This window comes from Sporomusaceae bacterium ACPt (assembly GCA_041428575.1).
Taxonomy (GTDB): domain Bacteria; phylum Bacillota; class Negativicutes; order Sporomusales; family Sporomusaceae; genus Sporomusa_D; species Sporomusa_D carbonis.
The window spans coordinates 454,097-479,950 of the sequence record CP155570.1; the positions used below are offsets into that span (position 1 = coordinate 454,097).

Annotated in this window: 34 protein-coding genes, 1 tRNA gene and 1 other annotated feature; all 35 genes read left to right on the forward strand. The window is 47.3% G+C overall.

The annotated features are described in order from the left end of the window. The first annotated feature begins 66 nt into the window (after nucleotides 1-66). The 35 genes from rpmG (at nucleotide 67) to rpmD (ending at nucleotide 25,827) form a co-directional block, all read left to right on the forward strand. Nucleotides 67-216 carry a 50S ribosomal protein L33 gene (rpmG, locus tag SCACP_RS02110; protein WP_425059796.1) on the forward strand — a complete coding sequence of 50 codons (150 nt, stop codon included), beginning with the start codon at nucleotides 67-69 and terminating at the stop codon, nucleotides 214-216. 27 nt (nucleotides 217-243) lie between these two features. Further along, a tRNA-Trp gene (locus SCACP_RS02115) sits at nucleotides 244-319 on the forward strand. Between the two features lie 25 nt (nucleotides 320-344). Further along, nucleotides 345-557 (forward strand): preprotein translocase subunit SecE, encoded by a 213-nt coding sequence (gene secE, locus SCACP_RS02120; RefSeq protein WP_425059797.1) that lies wholly within the window; start codon nucleotides 345-347, stop codon nucleotides 555-557. 41 nt (nucleotides 558-598) lie between these two features. Beyond that, complete coding sequence (gene nusG / locus SCACP_RS02125; RefSeq protein ID WP_425059798.1) at nucleotides 599-1,141, forward strand: transcription termination/antitermination protein NusG; 543 nt, start codon at nucleotides 599-601, stop codon at nucleotides 1,139-1,141. Between the two features lie 14 nt (nucleotides 1,142-1,155). Then, nucleotides 1,156-1,581, forward strand: a complete 426-nt coding sequence (rplK, locus tag SCACP_RS02130; RefSeq protein WP_425059799.1) for a 50S ribosomal protein L11 — start codon at nucleotides 1,156-1,158, stop codon at nucleotides 1,579-1,581. 62 nt (nucleotides 1,582-1,643) lie between these two features. Next, on the forward strand, nucleotides 1,644-2,351 hold the full coding sequence (gene rplA, locus SCACP_RS02135) for a 50S ribosomal protein L1 (RefSeq protein WP_425059800.1): 708 nt from the start codon (nucleotides 1,644-1,646) through the stop codon (nucleotides 2,349-2,351). Further along, nucleotides 2,345-2,497: a sequence feature (ribosomal protein L10 leader region), on the forward strand. It overlaps the preceding gene by 7 nt. 25 nt (nucleotides 2,498-2,522) lie before the next feature. Beyond that, the gene (rplJ, locus tag SCACP_RS02140) at nucleotides 2,523-3,053 is read left to right on the forward strand and encodes a 50S ribosomal protein L10 (protein ID WP_425059801.1); all 531 of its coding nucleotides are present in this window, start codon (nucleotides 2,523-2,525) and stop codon (nucleotides 3,051-3,053) included. A 72-nt stretch (nucleotides 3,054-3,125) separates the two neighbouring features. Continuing rightward, nucleotides 3,126-3,500: a 50S ribosomal protein L7/L12 gene (gene rplL, locus SCACP_RS02145; protein WP_425059802.1), complete on the forward strand. Its 375-nt coding sequence runs from the start codon at nucleotides 3,126-3,128 to the stop codon at nucleotides 3,498-3,500. Between the two features lie 473 nt (nucleotides 3,501-3,973). Beyond that, complete coding sequence (gene rpoB, locus SCACP_RS02150) at nucleotides 3,974-7,798, forward strand: DNA-directed RNA polymerase subunit beta (protein ID WP_425059803.1); 3,825 nt, start codon at nucleotides 3,974-3,976, stop codon at nucleotides 7,796-7,798. A 21-nt stretch (nucleotides 7,799-7,819) separates the two neighbouring features. Then, a complete protein-coding gene (gene rpoC, locus SCACP_RS02155) occupies nucleotides 7,820-11,791 on the forward strand; it encodes a DNA-directed RNA polymerase subunit beta' (RefSeq protein ID WP_425059804.1) in 3,972 nt (1,323 codons plus the stop codon). Between the two features lie 194 nt (nucleotides 11,792-11,985). After that, nucleotides 11,986-12,240 carry a ribosomal L7Ae/L30e/S12e/Gadd45 family protein gene (locus SCACP_RS02160; RefSeq protein WP_425059805.1) on the forward strand — a complete coding sequence of 85 codons (255 nt, stop codon included), beginning with the start codon at nucleotides 11,986-11,988 and terminating at the stop codon, nucleotides 12,238-12,240. A 101-nt stretch (nucleotides 12,241-12,341) separates the two neighbouring features. Then, nucleotides 12,342-12,716 carry a 30S ribosomal protein S12 gene (rpsL, locus tag SCACP_RS02165; protein WP_425059806.1) on the forward strand — a complete coding sequence of 125 codons (375 nt, stop codon included), beginning with the start codon at nucleotides 12,342-12,344 and terminating at the stop codon, nucleotides 12,714-12,716. A 43-nt stretch (nucleotides 12,717-12,759) separates the two neighbouring features. Next, nucleotides 12,760-13,230 carry a 30S ribosomal protein S7 gene (rpsG, locus tag SCACP_RS02170; RefSeq protein ID WP_425059807.1) on the forward strand — a complete coding sequence of 157 codons (471 nt, stop codon included), beginning with the start codon at nucleotides 12,760-12,762 and terminating at the stop codon, nucleotides 13,228-13,230. A gap of 115 nt (nucleotides 13,231-13,345) precedes the next feature. Next, the gene (gene fusA / locus SCACP_RS02175) at nucleotides 13,346-15,424 is read left to right on the forward strand and encodes an elongation factor G (RefSeq protein WP_425059808.1); all 2,079 of its coding nucleotides are present in this window, start codon (nucleotides 13,346-13,348) and stop codon (nucleotides 15,422-15,424) included. A 58-nt stretch (nucleotides 15,425-15,482) separates the two neighbouring features. Beyond that, nucleotides 15,483-16,685 carry an elongation factor Tu gene (gene tuf / locus SCACP_RS02180; protein WP_425059795.1) on the forward strand — a complete coding sequence of 401 codons (1,203 nt, stop codon included), beginning with the start codon at nucleotides 15,483-15,485 and terminating at the stop codon, nucleotides 16,683-16,685. A 156-nt stretch (nucleotides 16,686-16,841) separates the two neighbouring features. Then, nucleotides 16,842-17,153: a 30S ribosomal protein S10 gene (gene rpsJ, locus SCACP_RS02185; RefSeq protein ID WP_021168692.1), complete on the forward strand. Its 312-nt coding sequence runs from the start codon at nucleotides 16,842-16,844 to the stop codon at nucleotides 17,151-17,153. 14 nt (nucleotides 17,154-17,167) lie between these two features. Beyond that, nucleotides 17,168-17,809, forward strand: a complete 642-nt coding sequence (gene rplC, locus SCACP_RS02190; RefSeq protein WP_425059809.1) for a 50S ribosomal protein L3 — start codon at nucleotides 17,168-17,170, stop codon at nucleotides 17,807-17,809. Between the two features lie 61 nt (nucleotides 17,810-17,870). After that, nucleotides 17,871-18,497: a 50S ribosomal protein L4 gene (rplD, locus tag SCACP_RS02195; RefSeq protein ID WP_425059810.1), complete on the forward strand. Its 627-nt coding sequence runs from the start codon at nucleotides 17,871-17,873 to the stop codon at nucleotides 18,495-18,497. Beyond that, a complete protein-coding gene (gene rplW / locus SCACP_RS02200; protein ID WP_425059811.1) occupies nucleotides 18,497-18,784 on the forward strand; it encodes a 50S ribosomal protein L23 in 288 nt (95 codons plus the stop codon). The genes rplD and rplW overlap by 1 nt, the downstream gene beginning before the upstream one ends. Nucleotides 18,785-18,812: 28 nt before the next feature. Then, nucleotides 18,813-19,637 carry a 50S ribosomal protein L2 gene (rplB, locus tag SCACP_RS02205; RefSeq protein WP_425059812.1) on the forward strand — a complete coding sequence of 275 codons (825 nt, stop codon included), beginning with the start codon at nucleotides 18,813-18,815 and terminating at the stop codon, nucleotides 19,635-19,637. A 99-nt stretch (nucleotides 19,638-19,736) separates the two neighbouring features. Then, nucleotides 19,737-20,018, forward strand: coding sequence for a 30S ribosomal protein S19 (rpsS, locus tag SCACP_RS02210; protein ID WP_425059813.1), 282 nt, complete (start codon nucleotides 19,737-19,739; stop codon nucleotides 20,016-20,018). 48 nt (nucleotides 20,019-20,066) lie between these two features. Next, nucleotides 20,067-20,399, forward strand: coding sequence for a 50S ribosomal protein L22 (gene rplV / locus SCACP_RS02215; protein WP_425059814.1), 333 nt, complete (start codon nucleotides 20,067-20,069; stop codon nucleotides 20,397-20,399). Between the two features lie 24 nt (nucleotides 20,400-20,423). Then, complete coding sequence (gene rpsC, locus SCACP_RS02220) at nucleotides 20,424-21,101, forward strand: 30S ribosomal protein S3 (protein ID WP_425059815.1); 678 nt, start codon at nucleotides 20,424-20,426, stop codon at nucleotides 21,099-21,101. After that, on the forward strand, nucleotides 21,101-21,577 hold the full coding sequence (rplP, locus tag SCACP_RS02225) for a 50S ribosomal protein L16 (RefSeq protein WP_425059816.1): 477 nt from the start codon (nucleotides 21,101-21,103) through the stop codon (nucleotides 21,575-21,577). Before rpsC ends, rplP begins: the two co-directional genes overlap by 1 nt. Further along, the gene (gene rpmC / locus SCACP_RS02230) at nucleotides 21,567-21,764 is read left to right on the forward strand and encodes a 50S ribosomal protein L29 (RefSeq protein ID WP_425059817.1); all 198 of its coding nucleotides are present in this window, start codon (nucleotides 21,567-21,569) and stop codon (nucleotides 21,762-21,764) included. The genes rplP and rpmC overlap by 11 nt, the downstream gene beginning before the upstream one ends. A gap of 43 nt (nucleotides 21,765-21,807) precedes the next feature. Next, on the forward strand, nucleotides 21,808-22,068 hold the full coding sequence (gene rpsQ / locus SCACP_RS02235; RefSeq protein WP_425059818.1) for a 30S ribosomal protein S17: 261 nt from the start codon (nucleotides 21,808-21,810) through the stop codon (nucleotides 22,066-22,068). 81 nt (nucleotides 22,069-22,149) lie between these two features. Beyond that, the gene (gene rplN / locus SCACP_RS02240; RefSeq protein WP_371376826.1) at nucleotides 22,150-22,518 is read left to right on the forward strand and encodes a 50S ribosomal protein L14; all 369 of its coding nucleotides are present in this window, start codon (nucleotides 22,150-22,152) and stop codon (nucleotides 22,516-22,518) included. A 19-nt stretch (nucleotides 22,519-22,537) separates the two neighbouring features. Continuing rightward, on the forward strand, nucleotides 22,538-22,876 hold the full coding sequence (rplX, locus tag SCACP_RS02245) for a 50S ribosomal protein L24 (protein ID WP_425059819.1): 339 nt from the start codon (nucleotides 22,538-22,540) through the stop codon (nucleotides 22,874-22,876). A 30-nt stretch (nucleotides 22,877-22,906) separates the two neighbouring features. Further along, the gene (gene rplE / locus SCACP_RS02250; RefSeq protein WP_425059820.1) at nucleotides 22,907-23,449 is read left to right on the forward strand and encodes a 50S ribosomal protein L5; all 543 of its coding nucleotides are present in this window, start codon (nucleotides 22,907-22,909) and stop codon (nucleotides 23,447-23,449) included. A gap of 63 nt (nucleotides 23,450-23,512) precedes the next feature. Continuing rightward, on the forward strand, nucleotides 23,513-23,698 hold the full coding sequence (locus tag SCACP_RS02255) for a type Z 30S ribosomal protein S14 (protein WP_425059821.1): 186 nt from the start codon (nucleotides 23,513-23,515) through the stop codon (nucleotides 23,696-23,698). Nucleotides 23,699-23,730: 32 nt separating this feature from the next. Continuing rightward, nucleotides 23,731-24,129, forward strand: coding sequence for a 30S ribosomal protein S8 (gene rpsH, locus SCACP_RS02260; protein ID WP_425059822.1), 399 nt, complete (start codon nucleotides 23,731-23,733; stop codon nucleotides 24,127-24,129). Between the two features lie 23 nt (nucleotides 24,130-24,152). Further along, nucleotides 24,153-24,704 carry a 50S ribosomal protein L6 gene (rplF, locus tag SCACP_RS02265; protein ID WP_425059823.1) on the forward strand — a complete coding sequence of 184 codons (552 nt, stop codon included), beginning with the start codon at nucleotides 24,153-24,155 and terminating at the stop codon, nucleotides 24,702-24,704. Between the two features lie 38 nt (nucleotides 24,705-24,742). Then, nucleotides 24,743-25,111, forward strand: coding sequence for a 50S ribosomal protein L18 (rplR, locus tag SCACP_RS02270; RefSeq protein WP_425059824.1), 369 nt, complete (start codon nucleotides 24,743-24,745; stop codon nucleotides 25,109-25,111). A 17-nt stretch (nucleotides 25,112-25,128) separates the two neighbouring features. Then, nucleotides 25,129-25,629, forward strand: coding sequence for a 30S ribosomal protein S5 (gene rpsE / locus SCACP_RS02275; protein WP_425059825.1), 501 nt, complete (start codon nucleotides 25,129-25,131; stop codon nucleotides 25,627-25,629). A gap of 12 nt (nucleotides 25,630-25,641) precedes the next feature. Beyond that, nucleotides 25,642-25,827 carry a 50S ribosomal protein L30 gene (gene rpmD, locus SCACP_RS02280; protein WP_425059826.1) on the forward strand — a complete coding sequence of 62 codons (186 nt, stop codon included), beginning with the start codon at nucleotides 25,642-25,644 and terminating at the stop codon, nucleotides 25,825-25,827. Nucleotides 25,828-25,854: the final 27 nt, after the last annotated feature.

The following is a 25,854-nucleotide window of genomic DNA, read 5'->3' on the forward strand; positions in this document are numbered from 1 at the left end:
CTGAAAAAAAGTTGTCAAATTAATGGATCATAGTGTTATATTTACTGGTAAGAGAGGTGTAACAGGATGCGCAACGCGGTAACATTGGCCTGCACAGAATGCAAACAACGCAATTATCAGACCAATAAAAACAAAAAGAATGACCCGGATAGATTAGAGTTCAGCAAGTACTGTAAATTCTGCAAGAAACATACTATACACAAAGAAACGAAGTAAGCATAATATATGGCATATCCAACAAGTAGGGGTATAGCTCAATTGGTAGAGTAGCGGTCTCCAAAACCGTTGGTTGTGGGTTCAAGTCCTACTGCCCCTGCCAAAATGTATGCACGGGATGTGAGAAAATGGCCGCCCAGGAAACAGCGATTCAGACGAATACATCGCGCTGGAAGAAATTTTTCCGGGAAGTAAAAGCTGAACTAAAAAAAGTAACATGGCCGGGCAAATCAGAACTTATTTCCTTCACTGGGATTGTATTTGTGACGGTTACTGTTGTTGCGGCCCTAATTTGGGTGATTGATGCCACTTTCACCCAAATTTTAAAGGCTATCATCTAGTAGACTAGGGGGTGGGGGACGTATTAGCGTCCCTTGAGGTTATGGAATCCGAAAAGCTCGAAAAACACTGGTATGTTATCCATACATATTCCGGCTATGAAAACAAGGTGAAAGCAAACCTGGAGAAAAAAGTTCATTCCATGGCTATGGAAAATGAAGTTTTCCGGGTGCTTGTGCCGATGGAAGACGAAGTGGAAATGAAAGATGGCAAAAAGAAGATTGCCAAGAAAAAGGTTTTTCCGGGGTATGTGTTGGTAGAAATGATTGTCACTGACCGTTCCTGGTATGTTGTCCGCAACACTCCGGGTGTTACCGGTTTTGTCGGGTCCGGAACCAAGCCTATTCCGTTGAGTGAAAGTGAAGTCAAACACATCCTCAAGTCGATGGGTATAGAGGAAGCCAAGCCTAAAATTGATATTGAGCTCAACCAATTGGTGCGTATCACTTCAGGCGCTTTTGAAAATTGGACAGCCACTGTGGTGGATATTAACCCGGACCGTGGCAAGCTTAAAGTACTTGTCAATATGTTTGGGCGTGAAACACCGGTAGAGCTTGATTTTACTCAAGTTGCGAAAGTTGATTAAGGAGGTGTAATATAATGGCTAAAAAAGTCGTAAAGCTTGTAAAACTGCAAGTTCCCGCTGGTAAGGCCACTCCGGCTCCTCCCGTAGGCCCGGCGCTTGGTCAGGCTGGTGTCAATATTATGGCTTTTGTTAAGGAGTTCAACGAAAGAACGGCCAAGCAAGCCGGTCTTATCATTCCGGTGGAAATTACGGTGTTTGAAGATAGATCATTTACCTTTATCACCAAAACTCCGCCCGCTGCTGTACTTCTGAAAAAAGCTGCCGGTATTGAAACAGCTTCTGGCGAACCTAACAAGAAGAAAGTTGCTAAAGTACCACGGGCTAAAGTCCGGGAAATTGCCGAATCCAAAATGCAAGACCTTAATGCCGCCAGCGTTGAAGCTGCTATGCGGATGATTGAAGGTACTGCCCGCAGTATGGGTATTGATATCGTAGACTAATCATGGCGGTTTCTGTGGGAGGACTATGTATTTCCGTTATTACCACAAAGGAGGAATAAAGTATGCCAAAACATGGTAAAAAATATATTGAAGCTGCTAAGCTTATTGAGGCTGATAAGCTGTATGACCCTGAAGAAGCGATAGAACTCATTAAGAAGACGGCTGCCGGCGCCAAGTTCGATCAAACTGTTGAAGTTGCCGTTAAACTGGGCGTTGATCCGAAACACGCTGATCAACAAGTACGTGGTGCGGTTGTCCTTCCGTATGGTACGGGTAAAACCAAACGGGTGCTGGTTTTCGCAAAAGGCGAAAAAGCTAAAGAAGCTGAAGCTGCTGGCGCTGACTTTGTTGGCGCTGAAGACATGGTGGAAAAAATCCAGGGTGGCTGGACTGATTTTGATGTTGCAGTGGCCACGCCGGATATGATGGGTACAGTAGGTCGTCTGGGTAAAATCCTTGGACCTAAAGGCTTAATGCCAAACCCCAAAGTTGGTACTGTTACTATGGATGTAACACGTGCCATTAATGAAATTAAAGCCGGTAAGATTGAATACCGTACCGATAAAGCAGGTAATATTCATGCGCCTATCGGTAAAGTATCTTTTGATGACGAAAAACTGCTCAAAAACTTCCACACCCTGATTGATACATTGATTAAGGTTAAACCCGCTGCTGCCAAAGGCCAGTATATGCGGAACATTTCCTTAAGCTCAACAATGGGGCCTGGTGTAAAGGTTAACCCGCTCAAAGCTCCCGGCAAAAAAGAATAGTTCTTGGAAGGCTGTAGACAGTAGGTGCATGATTGCTGAAAAAGCGTAAGCTTGCCTGCCGAGGCCGGGGATTTGCAGCGTGTGATATATTGAGTTACGACGCGGCCTCCGGTTGTGTACACCGGAGGCCGTTTTTAATTTTCGATAACTTGTTTAAGGAGGTGTATATAAATGGCTGTAACCCAAGAAAAACAACTGGCAGTTGCTGACCTTAAAGAGAAGCTTGGCAATACCAAAGGTGCTGTTCTTACTAATTACCGTGGTCTTACTGTTGCTCAAGATACCAAGCTTCGTCGTAAGCTGCGTGAAGGCGGTGTAGAATACCGGGTAATTAAGAATACTCTTACCCGTATTGCTGCCAAAGAAGTGGGCATTCAAGGTCTTGATGAATATCTTGAAGGTCCGACTGCTATTGCTCTTTCCTATACCGATCCGGTAGCTCCGGCTAAAATCATTTCCGACTTTGTTAAGGAAAACAAATTACAAGCTCTGGAAATTAAAGCCGGTTTAGTTGAAGGCAAGGTTATCAACAGTGACGGTGTTAAAGCTCTGTCCAACCTGCCCCCGCGCGAAGTGCTTATTGCTCAGGTCCTGGCAGGCATGCAAGCTCCTATTGCCGGGTTTGTCAATGTACTTTCCGGTACTATTCGCAATTTGGTATATGCGCTTGACGCTGTCCGCAAACAAAAGGAATCTGCTTAATCGGTGTCATTGCCACGTTAACAAAGCAATTTCAAATTAATTTTAAATGAAAGTTTATGGAGGTATTTTAGAATGACTAAAGAACAAATTATGGAAGCCATTGAGCAAATGACTGTGCTCGAACTCTCCGAGCTGGTAAAAGCTCTGGAAGAAAAATTCGGCGTATCCGCTGCTGCTCCTGTTGCTGTAGCCGCTGCGGCTGCTCCTGCTGCGGCTGCTCCTGCTGCTGAAGAACAAACCGAGTTCGACGTAATCCTTACTAGCCCGGGTGCCGGCAAAATCAACGTTATCAAAGTTGTGCGCGAAGTTACCGGTCTGGGCCTTAAAGAAGCAAAAGACCTGGTTGACGGCGCTCCCAAGCCTGTTAAAGAAAAAATTTCCAAAGCTGACGCCGAAGCCCTTAAAGCCAAGCTTGTTGAAGCTGGCGCTACTGTTGAAATTAAGTAATTCAAACTCAACGACAGAGAGAGCACCTTTTTCTGGTGCTCTTTTTGCATCCCCAAAATGGCCAACATGAATAATTTTTCCCTTGACATTGAAAAAAGTATATGATACCATTATATATCGCCGTACATATTTATATTGCTATATCTTGGCATATTAACTTTTAAAGTCTGTATAAATTGTGTAATGGCAGGAAATAGTAATATAATGGAGGATGAATCGTTTTTCATCGTGAAAAAAAGCAAGGTCCTTGCCTGGAATATGAACCTTGCTTATTTTGTATTATCAGAAAGTATACCTTTCTGATAATAAGTAAAAATGACCAAAGCTTCTGTTGTCGTCCTAAAGGACTTGGCATAAGCTAAGTCTTATTTTATCATTTGCTGGCTTAGTATTTGCGAAATATCGCTATCTTATGTGGAGTTGCGATGCCAAGCAATGTGTCAGAGCAAAATGGCTAAGGGGTGAAGGGGTTAATGTTTAATCCTGTTCCGGTGGGCAAAAGGTTCAGGTATAGTTACGCCAAAATTGACGAAGTGCTGGACATGCCCAACCTTATCGAGATTCAGAAGAATTCGTACAACTGGTTTCTTAAGGAAGGTTTGCAGGAGATATTTCGCGATATCTCTCCCATTCAGGACTTTACCGGCAACCTGGTTCTGTCTTTTGAAAACTTTACGCTGGGCGAACCTAAATATGAAGTTGAAGAGTGCAAGGAGCGGGATGTTACTTATGCTGCTCCACTTCGCGTGAGTGTCCGGCTGTACAACAAAGAAACGCAGGAGATAAAAGAGCAGGAAGTGTTTATGGGCGATTTTCCGCTCATGACCGACAACGGTACATTTATTATCAATGGCGCCGAGCGGGTTATTGTCAGCCAATTAGTACGTTCACCAGGAGTCTATTACGGCGAGACAATCGACACGACCGGCAAGAGGCTGTACAATGCCACAATTATCCCCAATCGTGGGGCATGGTTGGAACTGGAGACTGATCCTAACGATGTGATATCGGTTAGAGTTGACCGTACCAGAAAGTTGCCGGTAACAGTGCTTATTCGGGCGTTAGGATTCGTGTCCAACGGCGTAATATCCGAGCTTTTTAATGATGATGTGCGTATCCGGGCAACGTTGGAACGGGACAACACTGACTCGCGGGAAGAAGCGCTTGTCGAGATTTACAAACGCTTGCGTCCGGGTGAACCGCCGACAGTAGAAAATGCTGCACAGCTATTGGAATCGCTGTTTTTTGACTCTAAGCGTTATGATTTGGCTGCAGTCGGGCGTTATAAGCTTGGAAAAAAGCTGGGATGGCGTCGACGTCTCTTAGGAAAAATGCTGGCTCAGCCGCTTGTTGATAAAGAGACCGGTGAAATTGTTGCCGAAGAAGGTACAGTGCTGGACGAGGATGCACTTAACCGCATTGCCGCCGCCAAGGTATTCGAGGGTGAAGGCATGCATGATGCCTGGATCAAACAAAAAGACGGTACTCCTGTGAAATTGATATTCAACTCAGTATTGCCTTTCACACACCGCACCATTACCAAAGAGGACATTATTGCTGCCGTTAGCTACCTCCTTAACTTGATGGACGGTCACGGTACTACTGATGATATTGACCATTTAGGCAACCGCCGGTTACGCTCGGTAGGCGAACTGCTGCAAAACCAGTTCCGTATCGGCTTGGCCCGGATGGAGCGGGTTGTTAAAGAGCGTATGACCATCCAGGATATTGATGTAATCACGCCGCAAGCGCTGATTAATATCAGGCCGGTGGTAGCTGCCATAAAGGAATTTTTTGGTTCGAGCCAGCTCTCACAGTTCATGGACCAGACCAATCCGCTGGCTGAACTTACTCATAAACGGCGTCTCAGCGCCTTGGGGCCTGGTGGTTTGAGCCGTGAACGCGCCGGCTTTGAAGTCCGCGACGTTCACCATTCCCACTACGGCCGCATGTGTCCGATTGAAACGCCTGAAGGACCGAACATTGGTCTTATCGGTTCGCTGTCTACCTTTGCCCGCATCAATGAATTTGGTTTTATTGAAACGCCTTATCGAAAAATTAATAAACATGCGCGACGGGTAACCGATGAAGTAATCTATCTTACCGCTGATGAAGAAGACGAAATGGTAATAGCCCAGGCTAATGAGGGACTGGACGAAAATGGCTGGTTTAAAGAGCCGCGCGTTACCTGCCGTTACAAGCATGAAACCTTGGTAGTTCCGGCTGAGAAAGTTGACTACATGGATGTTTCACCAAAGCAAGTTGTGTCAATTGCAACCGCAATGATCCCATTCCTGGAAAACGATGACGCCAACCGGGCTTTGATGGGTGCTAACATGCAGCGTCAAGCCGTTCCGCTCCTGAAAACTCAGGCACCGCTTGTCGGTACCGGTATGGAATATAAAGCTGCCCGTGACTCAGGGGTAGTAGTGTTGGCTAAGAATGCCGGCGTTGTGGAAAAAGTAACGGCAACCGAAATTCAGATACGCACCGAAAATGGCGGATTGGATACCTATAAACTGCTGAAATATCTGCGCTCGAACCAAGGAACATGTATTAATCAAAAACCGATCATTTTTAAAGGCGACCGTGTTGTCAAAGGCCAGGTGCTGGCTGACGGACCGTCCACCGATAAAGGCGAGTTGGCTCTGGGATATAATGTGCTGGTGGCATTTATGCCATGGGAAGGCTACAATTACGAGGACGCCATTCTTTTGAGTCAAGAGTTGGTTAAGGAAGATATCTTTACTTCAATCCATATTGAAGAGTATGAATGCGACGCCCGCGATACTAAGCTGGGCCCGGAAGAGATTACCCGTGATATTCCGAATGTATCCGAGGACGTGCTCAGAGACCTTGATGACCGGGGAATTATTCGCGTTGGGGCTGAAGTTCGCCCGGGAGATATTCTGGTCGGCAAAGTAACCCCTAAAGGCGAAACCGAACTGACCGCTGAAGAACGTCTGCTGAGGGCCATTTTTGGTGAAAAAGCTCGCGAAGTCCGCGACACGTCTCTTAGAGTACCGCACGGTGAAGCGGGCAAAATTGTCGATGTTAAAGTATTTACCCGTGAAAATGGCGACGAATTGCCGCCTGGCGTTAACCAACTGGTACGGTGCTATATCGCGCAAAAGCGTAAAATCTCTGAAGGCGATAAAATGGCTGGCCGCCATGGTAACAAAGGGGTAGTTTCCCGGATTATGCCGCAGGAAGATATGCCCTTTTTGCCTGACGGCACACCGGTGCAGATTGTTTTAAACCCTCTTGGCGTACCTTCACGTATGAATATTGGTCAGGTGTTGGAGACTCATTTGGGTCGTGCCGCAGCTGCCATTGGCATGCAGGTGAAAATGGGCGATCCGACATTGGTTGACCGTCTTAAAGAAGTAAATTACAATGTTGAAAAGCACGGGCTGCCTAAACCGGATATCGCCGGGGTTCACTTGGCAACCCCGGTATTTGACGGCGCGACAGAGACCGAGGTCATTAAAACACTTAAGGCTGCCGGCTTGTCAGAGGATGGAAAGACCATCCTTTATGACGGTCGCACAGGTGAACCATTTGATAACCCTGTAACCGTTGGCTATGTATATATGCTGAAATTGGCTCACTTGGTTGACGACAAGATTCATGCCCGTTCTACCGGCCCGTACTCGCTTGTCACTCAGCAACCATTAGGCGGTAAAGCCCAGTTCGGTGGTCAGCGTTTCGGTGAGATGGAAGTTTGGGCGCTCGAAGCTTACGGCGCAGCATACACACTGCAAGAACTGTTAACTGTCAAGTCTGATGATGTTGTCGGTCGGGTAAAAACGTATGAGGCCATTGTCAAAGGTGAAAACGTTCCTGAACCGGGCGTACCGGAATCCTTCAAGGTGCTTATTAAAGAACTCCAGAGTATTGGCCTTGATGTCAAGGTATTGACTGAAGACGCGCAGGAAATCATGATTCGCGAGTCAGATGAAGACATTAATGAAACAGCGAAAGAACTCGAATTAAATATTGGCGGAGACGATGTAACACAAGCCCCTGTTGAACGCAAAAAGCCGGATTTTGAGGGTGATGTAGTTGACGATCTCGAAGCTAATGACGATATCGAACCGTTGGAAGAAGAACTGGATATTATTGCTGAAATCGGTGAAATGGAACCTGACAAGTTTGATATTGCCCCCAGAGCGGAGGAAGATGATTTTGACTTCCAGCCCAAACGAGGCAATGCGAAAAAGCTCAAGGAAAATGCTAAAAAGTCTAATCCTCGCTCATATCTTGACGAGATAATTGATGATGAGGACTTTGACTAGTTAGAAGGGAGCGATAACCCCTTGTTGGACGTAAACAACTTTGATTCGATGCGTATTGGTCTGGCGTCACCGGAGCAAATCCGCAAGTGGTCGCATGGGGAAGTGAAGAAACCCGAAACCATCAACTACCGTACTCTCAAGCCTGAACGGGATGGCTTGTTTTGTGAAAAAATCTTTGGTCCGATGCGGGACTGGGAATGTCACTGCGGCAAATACAAACGGATTCGTTACAAAGGTATTATCTGTGACCGTTGCGGCGTAGAAGTAACCCGTTCCAAAGTGCGGCGCGACAGGATGGGGCATATTGAATTAGCTGCGCCTGTCTCCCACATCTGGTATTTTAAAGGAATACCTAGCCGGATGGGGCTGATACTTGACGTTTCCCCGCGCTCTCTGGAAAAAGTCTTATATTTCGCTTCATACATTGTGCTCGAGCCTGGCGAAACGCCGCTCATGAAAAAACAACTGTTAAACGAAAATGAATACCGGGAACACCGTGACAAATATGGAAACGCGTTTAAAGTGGGTATGGGTGCCGAAGCCATTAAAAAACTGTTAGAAGAGCTTGATTTAGAAAAACTCAGCCGCGAACTCCGGCAAGAGCTTAAAGAAGTGAGCGGACAACGTAAAATACGGGCTATCAGGCGGCTGGAGGTTGTTGAGGCCTTCCGTAAATCAGGCAATAATCCAGCCTGGATGATTATGGATGTAGTCCCCGTCATTCCGCCTGAGCTCCGGCCCATGGTCCAACTTGACGGCGGGCGGTTTGCCACTTCTGATTTAAACGATCTGTACCGGAGGGTAATCAACCGTAACAACCGCCTAAAACGTCTATTGGACTTAGGTGCGCCTGATATAATTGTTCGTAATGAAAAACGTATGCTGCAAGAAGCTGTTGACGCCCTAATCGACAACGGCCGCCGTGGTCGTCCGGTTACCGGACCGGGTAATCGTCCTTTAAAATCTTTAAGTGACATGCTTAAGGGCAAACAGGGGCGTTTCCGTCAGAATCTTTTGGGTAAACGCGTTGATTACTCAGGCCGTTCGGTTATCGTTGTTGGTCCGGAACTTAAATTGCATCAATGCGGCTTACCTAAAGAAATGGCTTTGGAACTCTTTAAACCGTTTGTTATGAAAAAACTGGTTAATGCCGGTCATGCCCACAACATTAAGAGTGCCAAGCGTATGGTTGAAAGAGTGCGCCCAGAGGTCTGGGATGTGCTTGAAGAAGTCATTAAAGAACATCCCGTGCTTTTAAACCGCGCCCCGACCCTGCATAGACTGGGAATCCAAGCGTTTGAGCCGGTATTGTCAGAAGGCCGGGCGATTAAAATCCACCCCTTGGTATGTACAGCATATAATGCCGATTTTGACGGCGACCAGATGGCCGTGCACGTACCCCTGTCAGCCGAAGCCCAGGCCGAAGCCCGCATGCTCATGCTGTCAGCTCATAACATTTTATCCACAAAAGATGGCAAGCCTGTGGCCACACCTACTCAGGATATGGTACTTGGTTCCTACTATCTCACTATTGAAAAGGAACCTGAAGACGGCAAGATTAAAATATTTGCCAATATGAATGAAGCGCTGCTGGCTTATACCCATAAAGTACTTGGATTACATGAAAAAATTAGGGTGCGTCTGGAAGGCTACGGTTTAGTCAATACCACTCTGGGCCGGATGATTTTCAGTGAGGTATTGCCGCTTGAACTAAGGCACTTTGAGAAAAAGGGTGATGACTGGCACCTTGGCAAGCTAATGGATAAAAAGCAGCTGGGTAAGCTTGTTGCCGATTCCTATCGCACTTTTGGTAATGCCAAAACGGCGGAGATATTGGACTCTGTTAAACGTCTGGGCTTCTCGTTTGCCTGCCGCGCCGGCGTAACCATTGCTATATCTGACATCAAAATTCCCGCCGAAAAGAAAGACATTCTGGCGGCAGCCGAAGCCAAAGTTGACACAATTGACAAACAGTACCGTCGCGGCCTTATTACTGATGATGAGCGGTATAAGAAGACTATTGATCTCTGGACCAAGGCTACTGATGATGTTACCACTGCGCTGATGAATACCCTTGACCGCTTTAACCCGGTTTACATGATGGCTAACTCGGGTGCGCGCGGTAACATCCAACAGATCCGTCAGTTGGCCGGTATGCGCGGACTTATGGCCGACCCGTCCGGTCGAATCATTGACCTGCCGATTAAAGCCAACTTCCGTGAAGGTCTGACCGTATTAGAGTACTTTATTTCGACTCATGGCGCGCGCAAAGGTTTGGCTGATACCGCACTCCGGACAGCTGACTCAGGCTACCTAACCCGCCGACTTGTTGATGTGGCCCAAGATGTTATTGTCCGGGAAGAAGACTGTGACGTTGTTGGCCTTAACTTGGTGCGGGAACGGGCACGTTTGGCTCAATCAAGTGCCGGAGCCATTGATGTGCTCAGGGATACGCTGCTAGGACGGGTTTTGGCTCAAGATGTGTACGATCCCAAAACAGCCGACGTATTGCTTGCCCAGGGTACGGTACTTGCTGACGACAACCTCCGTCTCATTGGCGAACACGGTGTCCCTGAAATCATGATTCAGGGTCAAACTGATGAAACGGAAGAGGATGTTGGCCGCGCAGCTGCCGTCGAAACAATCGTTCTCGGTGCCCCGGAGGAGAAGGTACGTGCTGCTCTTAAAGAAGCCATGATAAGGGAAATGCTTGGCAAAAACACTACCGAGGCCATAAAAACCAGCGATGGTGTTGAACTTGTTCCTGCCGACACGCCTTTGACTGAAGAACACATTGAGGCCGTCCTGGCCAGTGATGTCAAAGAAGTAAAAGTCCGGAACAATAATATTAAAGGCATTGAAGTTGAGGCCATCAAAGAAGGCTCAGGTGTTATTGAGTCGCTCAAAGACCGCATTGTCGGCAGAATTTCGGCCGAGGATATTGTTGATCCGACTACCGGTGAGATAATTGTTAAGATCAATGATGAAATAACTGAAGATTTGGCTGACCGTATTGTCAAAGTACGTGAAAAAGTGTCAATTCGCTCAGTACTTACTTGCCGTTCCCGTTATGGAGTATGTATCAAATGTTATGGCCGTAACCTGGGTACCGGCCACATGGTTGATGTTGGCGAAGCTGTCGGTATTATTGCCGCGCAGTCCATCGGCGAGCCTGGAACCCAGCTTACCATGAGGACCTTCCACACCGGCGGTGTTGCCGGTGACGACATTACTCAAGGTTTGCCGCGGGTAGAGGAGTTATTTGAAGCCCGTAAACCTAAACGCCAGGCCATTATTACCGAAGTGGACGGCAAAGTGGAAATAAAAGAAATCAAAGGTATGCGCCGGGTAACAGTATATCCGTCAGACGCTTCACTCGGCGAAGAACGCGTATATCAAATACCCTATGGCGCACGGCTTATTGTCAGCGACGGTCAAATGGTGGAGGCTGGTGACCGCCTGACTGAAGGCGCGGTCAACCCGCATGATATTTTACGGGTCAGCGGTCTTAAAGCCACCCAGCGTTATCTGGTGTATGAAGTTCAGAAAGTTTATAAATCCCAGGGCGTAGAAATTAATGATAAACATATTGAAGTCATGGTCAGGCAGATGCTCCACAAAGTTAAAGTGGAAGAAGCCGGCGATACCGATCTTTTGCCTGGTGAATACATTGACCTTAATACCTTTGAAGAAGAAAATGCCAAGGCTATTGAAGCAGGCGGCGAGCCGGCCATTGCCCGGCCTATTCTCCTCGGCATTACCAAAGCTTCACTGGCAACCGACTCGTTTTTGTCGGCTGCTTCCTTCCAGGAGACTACCCGCGTACTTACTGAGGCAGCGATTAAGGGTAAGGTTGATCCCCTGCTGGGACTTAAGGAGAACGTTATTATCGGTAAACTTGTTCCGGCCGGTACCGGCATGAGCCGTTACCGCAATGTCCGTATCAAGAAGCCTGCTGTGCAGCCGGAAATCAATGAATTTGCCGGAGAATAAGGTTAATTTTTGTCAGGTATAATAAAGCTGGGAACGGTATTTAACCGTTCCCAGCTTTGGTATATGAAACACCCGGTTTAGTGGATTTAAACATGTGCAGAAAATCTAATAGTTTATTGACATTTGCCTACCTAAATGATAATATATTAGAGTGTCTTGAAACAATGTCCATTTTTCCGAAGGAGTTGGAATGAGTGAACAGTGAGGAGCTTGAAGGTTTAAAGGCTGGAAAAAAAGCCATTGGCGCTAAGCAAACAGCGCGGGCTGTGGAAAAAGGTCTGGCTGCCAAAGTATACCTTGCTGACGACGCTGACCGCCGGATAGTAGCGCCGCTTGTGCAGATATGTGAGCAAAAAGGTGTTCAGGTTGATACTGGGGTAACTATGAGTGAGCTTGGTAAAGCCTGTGGCATTGAAGTGGGCGCTGCAGCTGTAGCTTTGCTAAAATAAAGCATGTGACAAGTTGTGTTAACAATTTTGCCTACTATATTACCAGCAGGCGAAATTTTTAATAATAAATAACGAGATTGGGGAAGGAGGTGCGCTAAAAAATGCCGACAATTAGTCAGTTAGTACGCAAAAGCCGGGAACAATTGGAGAAAAAATCCACTGCTCCCGCACTTAAAGAATGTCCGCAAAAACGTGGTGTATGCACGAGGGTATATACAACTACTCCGAAAAAACCTAACTCTGCACTTCGCAAGGTTGCCCGTGTACGCTTAACTAACGGTATAGAAGTAACTGCCTACATTCCGGGTATCGGTCACAACTTGCAGGAGCACTCAGTTGTGCTTATCCGCGGTGGTAGGGTAAAAGACTTGCCAGGTGTACGTTATCACATTATTCGCGGCGCTCTTGACACCGCCGGTGTTGCCAAACGCAACCAAGGCCGCTCTAAATACGGTGCTAAACGGGGCAAGAAATAGCCGCTAGAAATGCTGCAGAGTTTTGGAAGAAGGAGGGATACTGATGCCAAGAAAAGGTCCTGTTCCCAAGCGGGATGTATTGCCGGATCCGGTATATAACTCCAAGCTTGTAACCAGATTTATCAACAAAGTTATGTTAGACGGCAAAAAAGGTGTTGCCGAAAACATAGTATATGACGCATTTGAAACCATTCGCGCTAAAACCGGTAAAGATCCGATGGAAGTTTTTGAAACTGCTCTCAAAAACGTTATGCCGGTTCTTGAGGTTCGTGCCCGCCGTGTAGGTGGCGCTAACTACCAAGTGCCTGTTGAAGTACGTCCTGACCGCAAACTGTCGCTCGGCATCCGCTGGCTGGTTAATTATGCCCGCGCTCGCGGTGAAAAGACCATGCACGAGCGTCTTGCTTCAGAATTGATGGATGCTGCCAATAACACCGGCGCTGCAGTTAAAAAGCGTGAAGATACTCACAAAATGGCTGAAGCTAATAAAGCTTTTGCGCATTACCGCTGGTAAAAATTCGAGGTTCGAGGTTCGAAGTTCGATTGGAGGGTTGCGCAAGCAACCCGCTCTTAAATCGAATGCGCGAACAGGCGAATATACGAACCCATAATACTAAGGAGTGAAAATAGTGGCCCGAAAGTTTCCTCTCGAAAAGACGCGGAACATCGGCATCATGGCGCACATAGACGCCGGCAAGACCACTACCACCGAACGCATACTATTTTATACCGGCAGAGTACACAAAATTGGCGAAGTTCATGACGGCGCTGCGACTATGGACTGGATGGTGCAGGAACAAGAAAGAGGTATAACGATTACCTCGGCGGCCACTACAGCCCAGTGGAAGGGGCATCGTATTAACATCATTGACACGCCAGGACACGTGGACTTTACAGTTGAAGTAGAACGTTCGCTAAGGGTACTTGACGGCTCTGTTGCGGTATTTTGTGCCAAAGGCGGCGTAGAACCGCAGTCAGAGACAGTATGGCGTCAGGCTGACAAATATGGCGTTCCTCGTATTGCCTATGTAAACAAAATGGACATCATCGGTGCTGACTTTTACCGGGTTGTCGATATGATGAAAAGCCGTCTTGGTGCTAATGCAGTACCAATTCAACTGCCGATTGGCTTTGAAGACACCTTTAAGGGTTTTGTAGACCTTGTTGAGATGAAAGCGGTTATTTACACCGATGACCTGGGTAAGGTAAGCGAAGCTACCGATATTCCTGAAGACATGATGGAAAACGTTGAATTGTACCGCCAAAACCTTTTAGATGCCGTCGCTGAAAGCGATGATGAGCTGATGATGAAATATCTTGAAGGTGAAGAACTTACCGTCGAGGAAATCAAAGCAGCCATTCGCAAAGCTACCATTGCCTGCAAAATGACACCGGTCCTCTGCGGATCTTCTTATAAAAACAAGGGCGTACAGCCGCTGTTGGACGCAGTTGTTGCTTATATGCCTGCTCCTACTGATATTCCGGCCATTAAGGGTATTAACCCTGATACCGGTGAAGAAGACGAGCGTAAAGCTGATGATAGTCTGCCGTTCTCGGCGTTAGCATTTAAAATCATGGCTGACCCCTATGTCGGCAAATTAGCCTTCTTCAGGGTATACTCCGGTCAACTGTCTTCCGGTTCCTATGTGTATAACTCCACTAAAGGCAAACGGGAGCGCATCGGGCGGATTCTTCAAATGCATGCCAATCACCGGGAAGAAATTGAAGAGGTTTACACCGGCGACATTGCCGCTGCGGTAGGTCTCAAAGATACCACTACCGGTGACACGCTGTGTGATGACAAAAACGTTATTATCCTGGAATCCATGGTCTTCCCTGAGCCGGTTATCCACATAGCTGTTGAGCCTAAGACCAAAGCTGACCAAGAAAAAATGGGCGCCGCGCTCAGCAGGCTTTCGGAAGAAGACCCTACCTTCAGAATGCACACTGACCCGGAAACCGGACAGACCATTATCTCAGGTATGGGCGAACTGCATCTTGAGATTATCGTTGACAGGATGCTCCGGGAATTCAAGGTAGAATGCAATGTGGGCAAACCTCAGGTTGCTTACCGCGAAACCATCCGTAAAGCTGTTAAAGCCGAAGGTAAATTTGTTCGACAATCCGGCGGTCGTGGTCAATACGGTCACTGCTGGCTGGAAATTGAACCCTTAGAACCCGGTCAAGGCTTTATTTTTGAAAATAAAGTTGTTGGCGGCGCTATTCCGAAAGAATACATCGCCCCGGTTGAAGCCGGTGTTAAAGAAGCCATGGAATCTGGCGTATTGGCCGGATATCCGGTGGTTGACGTCAAGGTAACCGTGTATGACGGTTCATATCATGATGTAGACTCCTCAGAGATGGCCTTCAAAATCGCTGGTTCAATGGGCTTTAAAGCTGGTGCGGCCAAAGCCAATCCGGTCATTCTTGAACCTTATATGAAGGTTGAAGTTGTTGTCCCTGAAGAGTACATGGGCGATGTTATCGGCGACTTGAACTCTCGCCGGGGGCGCATCGAGGGTATGGAAGCGCGTGCCGGTGCTCAATCCATAAAAGCGTTTGTACCGCTTTCCGAGATGTTCGGCTACGCAACCGACCTGCGTTCAAAGACCCAAGGTCGCGGCAACTATTCAATGGAATTTGACCATTATGAAGAAGTGCCGAAAAACATCGCTGAAGCTATTTCAGCGAAACACAAAGGTGCATAACCCGCTACTTACATTGCTTACCTAAATTTTAAGTAATAAACTTAGGAGGTAACACTCAATGGCTAAGAAAAAGTTTGAAAGAAACAAACCGCACGTTAACATTGGAACCATCGGTCACGTTGACCATGGCAAAACTTCACTGACAGCTGCTATCACCCTGACCCTCTCCAAACACGGCGGCGCCGAGTTCATGGCGTATGACCAAATCGACAAAGCGCCGGAAGAAAGAGAGCGCGGTATTACCATCAACACCGCTCACGTTGAGTATGAAACCGAAAAGCGTCACTATGCGCACGTTGACTGCCCGGGCCACGCTGACTACGTTAAAAACATGATCACCGGCGCCGCCCAGATGGACGGTGCAATTCTGGTAGTATCGGCTGCTGACGGCCCTATGCCGCAAACCCGTGAACATATCCTGCTGTCCCGCCAAGTAGGCGTACCGGCCATGGTTGTCTTTTTAAACAAAGCTGACCTGGTTGATGACGCTGAACTTATGGAACTGGTAGAAATGGAAGTTCGTGAACTGTTATCCAGCTACGAATTCCCGGGTGACGACATCCCGGTAGTATCCGGTTCTGCCGTTCAAGCCTTAAACTGCGGCTGCGCTAAACGGGAATGCCAATGGTGCGGCAAAATCCATGAACTGATGGACAAAGTTGACGAATACATTCCGACTCCGGAACGTGATACCGACAAAACCTTCCTGATGCCGGTAGAAGACGTATTTACCATTACCGGTCGTGGAACAGTTGCTACCGGCCGTGTGGAGCGCGGCGTAGTAAAAGTCGGGGATACCGTTGAAATCGTAGGTATGACGGAAAAACCGAAATCCACGGTAGTAACCGGCGTAGAAATGTTCCGCAAGCTGTTAGACCAAGCAGTGGCCGGCGACAACATCGGCGCCCTGCTCCGTGGTGTAGAGCGTAAAGAAATCGAGCGCGGTCAAGTATTGGCAAAGCCTGGTACAATAAAACCGCACACCAAATTCAAATCCGAAGTATACGTACTGTCCAAAGAAGAAGGCGGCCGTCACACCCCGTTTTTTAACGGCTACCGTCCGCAGTTCTACTTCCGGACAACCGACGTAACGGGTGTAGTTAGCCTGCCGGAAGGCGTAGAAATGGTAATGCCTGGCGATAACATCCAAATGAACATTGAGCTTATCACTCCGATAGCCATCGAAGAAGGCCTGCGGTTTGCTATCCGTGAAGGCGGCCGTACTGTGGGCGCCGGTGTTGTAACCGCTGTTGTTGAGTAATAAAGCTTTGTAACATAATATCTGGCAAGGGCGGCTGGTGCCGCCTTTTGCCAGGATATTGACCGGCGATGACGTGGAAGGTGGCCCGCACGCGCGGGGAAATTTCCACCGAGAATGTCCGTTCAGAGAAACTGGGCGATAAGGAGGAATAAATAAATGGCTAAACAGCAAAAAATCAGAATTCGCCTCAAGGCGTACGACCACAAGGCGCTTGATCAAAGTGCGGCTAAAATCGTTGAAACCGCAAAACGTACCGGCGCTATGGTTTCTGGCCCTATTCCGCTTCCTACAGAGAAAAATATCTTCACTATTTTGCGTTCACCCCATGTCAACAAAGACTCCCGCGAGCAATTTGAAATGCGGACCCACAAGCGTCTTATTGACATTCTGGAGCCGACCCCCAAGACGGTAGATGCTTTGATGCGTCTTGACTTGCCGGCCGGTGTGGACATTGAAATCAAGCTGTAGGAGGAGGTGCGAACATGGCTAAAGGAATTTTAGGGAAAAAACTGGGTATGACTCAAATTTTTACGGCTGAGGGCAAAGTAATTCCGGTTACTGTTATTGAAGCCGGCCCCAACGTCGTAGTGCAAAACAAGACAGTTGAAAATGATGGCTACAATGCAGTGCAGCTCGGGTTTGGCGCTGTCAAAGAAAAACATGTTAATAAGCCGATGAAGGGTCATTTTGCAAAGGCCAACGTCAAACCGGTAAAATTTATCCGTGAGTTGCGTCTGCCTGGAGCCTCTGAATATACAGTTGGTCAAGTACTGAATGCAGATGTTTTCAGCGAAGGTGAACTTGTTGATGTAACAGGTACTTCGAAAGGCAAAGGATTTGCCGGCGGCATCAAACGGCACAACTTCAAACGCGGACCTATGGCCCATGGTTCCAAGTCTCACCGTGAACCTGGCACCATTGGCTCCCGGATGAGCGGTGGCGGTGGTAAAGTATTTAAAGGTAAAAAACTTCCAGGCCGTATGGGCGGACAGAAAGTGACTGTACAACGTCTGCAAGTAGTCCGCGTGGATGTTCCGCGTAATCTTATCCTGATTAAGGGTGCCATTCCCGGAGCGAAAGGCAGTTTGGTAATGGTTAGAAATACAGTAAAACCTAATAAGTAATCGCAACTTTGCGGTTTAGGTAAAACCGCAGGTTGCGAGCATCGAAAGGAGGATGTGCTATATGCCGAAAGTGGCAGTATATGATATGACCGGTGCTCAAACCGGTGAAATCGAACTTAATGATAGCGTATTTGGTGTAGAAGTAAATGAAGCCGTTGTTCACCAGGCAGTTGTAATGCAACTGGCCAGCCAGCGCCAAGGTACCCATGCGACCAAGACAAGAGCTATGGTTCGTGGTGGCGGTAGAAAACCCTGGAAACAAAAAGGTACCGGCCGGGCAAGAGCCGGCAGCATCCGTTCCCCATTATGGGTAGGTGGCGGCACCGTATTTGGTCCTACTCCCCGCAGCTACAAATTCAGCATGCCCCGCAAAGCCCGCCGTCTGGCGCTTAAGTCAGCACTGACTGCTAAAGTTAACGATGGTGGCTTGCTGGTTGTCGAAGATATCAGCTTTGCTCAACCTAAAACCAAAGATGTAGTAAAATTCCTCGGTAATTTTGAGGCCCAAGACGCGAAAGCCCTCATCATCACCGCCGAGAATAACGAGAATGTTGAAAAATCATCACGCAACATTCCCGGTGTAAAAGCCATTAGTTCGCTTGGACTTAACGTTTATGACCTTCTGTACCATGATAAGGTGCTGGTAACCAAAGATGCAGTCGCAAAGATTGAGGAGGTGCTGGCATAATGGCAAACCCGCGCGACATACTCCTGCGGCCGTATATCACTGAGAAAACCACCAGTATGATGGCTGACAACAAATACACCTTTATTGTGCCGCTTGCAGCCAATAAAATTGAAATTCGTCAGGCTGTTGAACAAATCTTTAAAGTAAAAGTTCTAGACGTCAATACCATCCGGGTAATAGGCAAGACCAAACGTATGGGCAAGCATATCGGCAAGCGTCCGGATTTCAAAAAAGCCATTGTTAAACTGGCTCCCGGCGAACGCATTGAATTCTTTGAAGGTGTCTAATTAATTTTGCTAAAAAGGAGGGGCACACATGCCAGTTAAAAGTTTTAAACCATACGCTCCTGGCAGAAGATTTATGACGGTAGCCGATTTTTCGGATATTACCGCAGATCGTCCCGAGCGTTCTTTGACCGAGCGTTTGCAAAAACACGCCGGCCGTAACCAGCAAGGTCGTTTGACTGTCCGGCATCAAGGCGGCGGGCATAAACGTCTGTACCGCATTATTGATTTTAAACGCAATAAAGACGGTATTCCTGCAAAAGTTGCTACCATTGAATATGATCCTAACCGTTCAGCCCGGATTGCCCTCTTAAACTATGCTGACGGTGAAAAACGTTATATCCTTGCTCCGAACGGCTTAAAAGTCGGCGACACCATTATGAGCGGTCCGGAAGCTGACATCAAGGTAGGTAACGCTTTGCCTATGAAGAATATTCCGGTGGGCACTCTCTTGCATAATATTGAGATGAAAATTGGCAAAGGCGGTCAAATGGTCCGTTCAGCCGGTGCTGCCGCGCAACTTATGGCGAAAGAAGGCAACTATGCTCTTCTGCGTCTGCCGTCAGGCGAACTCCGGAAAGTTCATATCAACTGTCGGGCTACTATTGGTCAGGTAGGTAACCTTGAACATGAAAACATTACCATTGGTAAAGCCGGTCGTTCGCGTTGGCTGGGTATTCGTCCTGCTAACCGCGGCGTAGCTATGAACCCGATCGACCATCCGCATGGCGGTGGCGAAGGTCGTTCGCCTGTTGGCCGCAAGCACCCGGTTACTCCGTGGGGTAAATGCGCTATGGGTACTAAAACCCGTAAACGCAAAGCTTCTGACAAGTTGATAGTTAAGAGACGTAAGTAGTCGGTAAGTCGATAAGTCGAGGTTCGAAGTTCGCAAGGGCTAACGCGAACGAAGCGAACCCCGCGAACGCAAGCGAACACACGAAAGGAGGCTATTTAGGTGTCAAGATCAGTAAAAAAAGGACCTTATGTGCATGAAAGCTTGATGAAAAAGATTGATGCGCTTAATGCCAAAAATGATAAAAAAGTGATTAAAACCTGGTCGCGCAGTTCAACAATCCTGCCTGCTTTTGTCGGGCATACCATTGCTGTTCACGACGGTCGCAAGCACGTACCGGTATATATTACCGAAGACATGGTTGGACACAAGCTTGGCGAATTTGCGCCGACCCGGACTTATAAAGGTCACAGCGGTTCAGAACGGGCTACTGGGGTAAAGTAAACTACTCTTAGCAAAATCCGGGGATTACAGCCGGAAGGGGGTTAAATAATGGAAGCTAAAGCAATTGCCAGACACATCCGCATTGCTCCCCGCAAAATCCGCATTGTTATCGACTTAATTCGCGGCAAGAACGTGGGCGAGGCTTTTGCAATTTTAAAACATACTCCGAAAGTCGGAGCTGAAGTTGTGGAAAAGGTACTCAAATCAGCTGTTGCCAATGCTGGAAACAACTACGACATGAATACCGATGCACTGTATGTTTCACAGGCATTTGTTGACCAAGGTCCAACTTTAAAGCGCATTCATCCGCGTTCACGCGGCCAGGCCTTCAAGATTTTAAAGCGTACCAGTCATGTGACACTGGTTGTGAAAGAAAGATAAGCTAGGACGAAGGAGGGAAATTTAGTGGGTCAAAAAGTTAATCCGCATGGTCTTCGCCTTGGCATTATCAAAACTTGGGATGCAAAATGGTATGCCGACAAAGATTATGCTAAAAACCTGCATGAAGATATCAAAATCCGTGATATGCTGAAAGAAAAACTTTACACTTCCAATGTGTCGCAAATTATTATTGAACGTGCGGCAAATCGGGTGAAAGTTACTATTCATACCGCAAAGCCCGGTATGGTTATCGGTCGCGGCGGCAGCGGCATCGAAACCATTAAGAAATGGCTGAAAGACCTTACCGGCAAAAATATTGATGTTAACATTGCCGAGATTAAGCAAGCCGAACTTGATGCCACTTTAGTTGCTGAAAATATTGCCGCTCAGCTCGAAAAGCGTGTTGCGTTCCGCCGGGCTATGAAGCAGGCAGTAACTCGTACTATGCGTATGGGGGCAAAAGGTATTAAAGTAATGGTTGGCGGACGCTTAGGCGGTGCTGAAATTGCCCGCAGCGAAAGCTACCGTGAAGGCAGCATTCCTCTGCATACACTGCGTGCCGACATTGATTATGGTACTGCAGAAGCTCATACCACCTATGGCCGTATCGGCGTAAAAGTTTGGATTTACAAAGGCGAAGTTCTGCCTGAAGCCAAAAAGACTGTTGTCGCCGCTGCCGCTACTGAAGGGGGCGAACAATAATGCTTATTCCAAAAAGAGTAAAGCACCGCAAACAATTCCGCGGCCGTATGACCGGTAAAGCCAATAAAGGCAATACTGTGTCCCACGGCGAATTCGGACTTGTTGCTCTTGAACCGGCATGGATTACCAACCGTCAAATCGAGGCAGCCCGTATCGCCATGACCCGTTATATTAAACGTGGTGGTAAAGTATGGATTAAGATATTCCCTGATAAGCCGATTACTGCTAAACCGGCTGAAACCCGCATGGGTAGCGGTAAAGGTTCACCTGAATATTGGGTAGCCGTAGTTAAGCCTGGCCGTGTGATGTTTGAAATGGACGGCGTGGCTGAAGAAGTAGCCCGTGAAGCTATGCGTCTGGCAGCACACAAACTGCCTATTAAAACCAAATTCGTTAAGCGGGAGGATACCGCTCATTTGGATATGGACGCACCGGGCGTCAATGCTAAAGTGGGTGGTGAAGCAAATGAAGGCTAAAGATATCCGCGAAATGACTGCAGCCGAACTTGATCAAAAACTGAACAAGTTGAAAGAAGAACTGTTCAACCTGCGGTTCCAACACGCTACCGGCCAATTGGATAACCCCATGCGGATTCCTGCCGTCAAGAAAACAATTGCCCGCATCAAAACCGTTCAGCGTCAACGTGAACTTAAAGCCCAGTAACTTTTGGGCCCAATGTTAATGAGTGAAGGGAGGCAATGTAAAAGTGACCGTTGAAAGAAACGAGCGCAAGGTTCGTATTGGCAAAGTAGTAAGCGACAAAATGGAAAAAACAGTAGTCGTAGCCGTTGAACGTTTAGTACGGCACCCACTGTACCATAAATCTGTTAAACAAACAGTAAAATTCAAAGCTCATGACGAGAATAACGAAAGCCATATCGGCGATACCGTAAAAATTATGGAAACCCGACCGCTGTCCAAAGAAAAACGCTGGCGCGTGGTAGAAGTTATTGAGAGAGCAAAATAGATATAATCAAAACGCCAAGTAAGCTTCTAAGCTCAACTGCACTAACCGCAGCGAGCTTCACGAGGAAGGAGGATAAGCACTATGATTCAACAGCAGACCATCCTGAATGTTGCTGACAATACCGGCGCTAAACAAATTATGTGCATCCGCGTATTGGGTGGCTCATACCGCCGCTATGCCAACATTGGCGATGTCATTGTTGCATCCGTAAAAGACGCTACACCCGGTGGCGTTGTCAAGAAAGGCGATGTAGTTAAAGCCGTTGTTGTTCGTTCAAACAAGGGACTGCGCCGCCCGGACGGTTCATACATCCGGTTTGATGAAAACGCCGCAGTTGTTATTAAAGAAGATAAAAGCCCGAGAGGTACACGGATATTTGGACCAGTAGCCCGCGAGCTCAGGGACAAAGATTTCATGAAAATTATCTCACTGGCACCGGAAGTTATCTAGATTAAGGAGGTGTCCTTAAGTGTCCGAAGCCCAAAAATTGCATGTTAAAAAAGGCGACAAAGTCGTCGTACTGTCAGGCAAAGACAAAGGCAAACAAGGCAAAATCGTGGAAGCTCTGCCGAAAAAAGGCAAAGTAGTGGTAGAAGGAGTAAATAAAGTAAAGCGCCATACCAAGCCGAGCCCCAAAGCTCCTCAAGGTGGCATTATGGTAAAAGAAGCTCCTATTGCTTCCTCCAAAGTAATGCTGGTATGTCCGGCATGTGATAAACCTACCCGCATTAAAAAATCCCAGTTGGCCAGCGGTTCGTTCGCCCGTGCCTGCAAAAAATGCGGCGAAGTTATTGATAAGGATAAGTAACACCATTCTTTCCTGAAAGGAGGTTAACTCATGGCTACAAGACTTAAAGAAAAATATATAAATGAAGTAGCTCAAGCTATGATGCAGAAGTTTGGCTACAAAAACGTCATGGAAATTCCCAAAGTCGAGAAAGTGGTTATCAATATGGGTGTTGGCGAAGCAGTAGGCAATCCTAAAGTTCTCGATGCGGCTGTAAATGATATGACTTTAATCGCCGGGCAAAAACCGGTAGTAACCAGAGCAAAAAAATCCATTGCAGCTTTTAAAATCCGCGCGGGTATGCCAATCGGCGCCAAAGTAACCTTGCGTGGAGAACGGATGTATCAGTTCCTTGATAAACTGTTCAATATCTCTTTACCCCGGGTGCGCGACTTCCGCGGTGTAAGTCCGAAAGCCTTCGACGGTCGCGGTAACTACACCCTCGGTGTTAAAGAACAACTGATTTTTCCGGAGATTGAATACGATAAAGTAGACAAAATCCGCGGTATGGATATTATTATTGTTACCACTGCCAAGACTGATGAAGAAGCACGCGAACTCTTAAGACTGATGGGCATGCCCTTCAGCGCCTAGCACCTGGACGTTACTGAACAGTTTCAAGCTGAACAGGGAACAGTAAGAAAAGGAGGGAATTCGGTGGCCAAGAAGGCTTTAATTGAAAAATGGAAAAGAGAGCCTAAATTTAAAGTGCGTAAGTACAACCGCTGCAAAATCTGCGGCCGGCCGCACGGATATATGCGTAAATTTGAGATGTGCCGGATTTGTTTCCGGGAACTGAGCTACAAAGGCGCCATTCCTGGAGTAAACAAGGCAAGCTGGTAGTGCAGCAATATATAGGAAGGGGGTTCTAACACATGGTAATGACCGATCCGATTGCCGATATGCTTACACGCATTCGCAATGCTAACTCGGTTTATCACGATAAAGTCGAAATTCCGGCATCGAAAATCAAGCAAGCCGTAGTACAAATCCTGAAAGACGAAGGTTTTATCAGAGACTACGACATGATTGAAGATGGCAAGCAGGGAATGCTTCGCGTCAGTTTAAAATATGGCCCAAATCGCGAAAAAGTAATTACTGGGATTAAGCGCATTTCTAAGCCAGGTCTTCGCGTTTACGCTAAGAAAGAGCAGTTGCCGCGCGTACTGGGCGGCCTTGGAATTGCGATTATCTCGACATCCAAAGGCATCATGACCGATAAAGCTGCTCGCAAAGAAGGTCTGGGCGGCGAAGTAATCGCATATGTTTGGTAGTCTAGTGATACAGGAGGTGCAATATGTCTAGAATTGGTAGGAGTCCCATCACTGTTCCTGCTGGCGTTACCGTAACCATCGGCAATGACAACGTAGTAACAGTTAAAGGCCCTAAGGGCGAGCTGACCCGCAAGCTCCATAAAGATATGATTATCGAAATGGAAGGCAATGTTATTCACGTCAAGCGGCCTACAGATAATAAAGAACACCGTTCGCTCCACGGTTTGACCCGGACTTTAGTAAGCAACATGGTAACAGGTGTAACGCAAGGTTTCTCCAAGACATTAGAGATTGCCGGCGTTGGTTATCGTGCCGCTAAATCCGGTCAAAAACTGGCACTTACCTTAGGCTTCTCGCATCCTTTGGAAGTGGAGCCGCCTAAAGGTATCACCATTGATGTTCCTCAGCCCAACCGAATTGTTATTTCCGGTATTGACAAAGAAGTGGTTGGTGCGCTTGCTGCTAAAATCCGCGGCTATCGCGAACCAGAACCGTATAAAGGCAAAGGCATCAAATACGAAGGGGAAGTTATCCGCCGCAAAGTCGGTAAAGCCGGCGGTAAAGGCAAGAAATAAACTCATAAAAGGTAATTCAAGCGAAAGGAGTGAACACCTTGCTGCGTAAACCGAGCAAAAACATCGCGCGCAAAAAGCGGCAATTAAGAGCACGGAAAACTCTGATTGGTACTGTTGAACGCCCGCGTCTTAACGTATTCCGCAGTTTGAAGCATATTTACGCTCAAATTATCAATGATAAAACTGGCACTACCTTGGTATCGGCCAGCACATTAGATAAAGAGCTAAGTAGTAAAATTGAGTATGGCGGAAATATTGAGGCAGCCAAAGCTGTAGGCGAAGCAATTGCCAAACGCGCCCTCGAAAAAGGAATCACTAAAGTGGTATTTGACCGCGCCGGTTATATTTATCACGGTCGCGTGGCTGCTCTGGCAGCTGCCGCACGCGAAGCTGGACTTGAATTCTAAGAAAAGGAGGGAAATTAATGGCCAGAATTGATTATACCGGTCTTGATCTTAAAGAAAAAGTAGTATTCATCAACCGGGTTGCCAAGGTAGTTAAAGGCGGCAGACGCTTTTCCTTCAGCGCCCTGGTAGTTGTCGGCGACGGCAACGGACACGTAGGCTTCGGTCTGGGTAAAGCTGCTGAAGTACCGGAAGCTATTCGTAAAGGCGTAGAAGACGCCAAGAAAAACTTGATTAAAGTTCCCATTGTCGGCACCACCATTCCTCATCAAATCATGGGTGAGTTTGGTGCCGGTAAAGTGCTGTTAAAGCCTGCCGCTGAAGGTACAGGCGTAATTGCCGGCGGCCCAGTCCGTGCCGTGCTTGAACTTGCCGGCATTCATGACATTTTGACTAAATCGCTCGGTTCATCTAACGCCAACAACATGGTTCGCGCTACAATCGTTGGCTTAAGCCAGCTTAAACGCGCTGAAGAAGTTGCCAGCTTGCGCGGCAAAACTGTTCAGGAACTGTTGGGTTAAGGAGGTAACACCATGGCGAAACTTAAAATAACTTTAACCCGTAGCCTGATTGGCAGACCGGAAGACCAGCGTGCCACCGTAAAAGCATTAGGTCTTAAAAAAACCAACAGCTCGGTAGTTCAGGAAGATAACGCAGTAATCAGAGGCATGGTTCGTAAAGTAGAACACCTCGTTACTGTAGAACAAGTTGCTGAATAAATTCCAAAATGGCAATAGCCAACATAC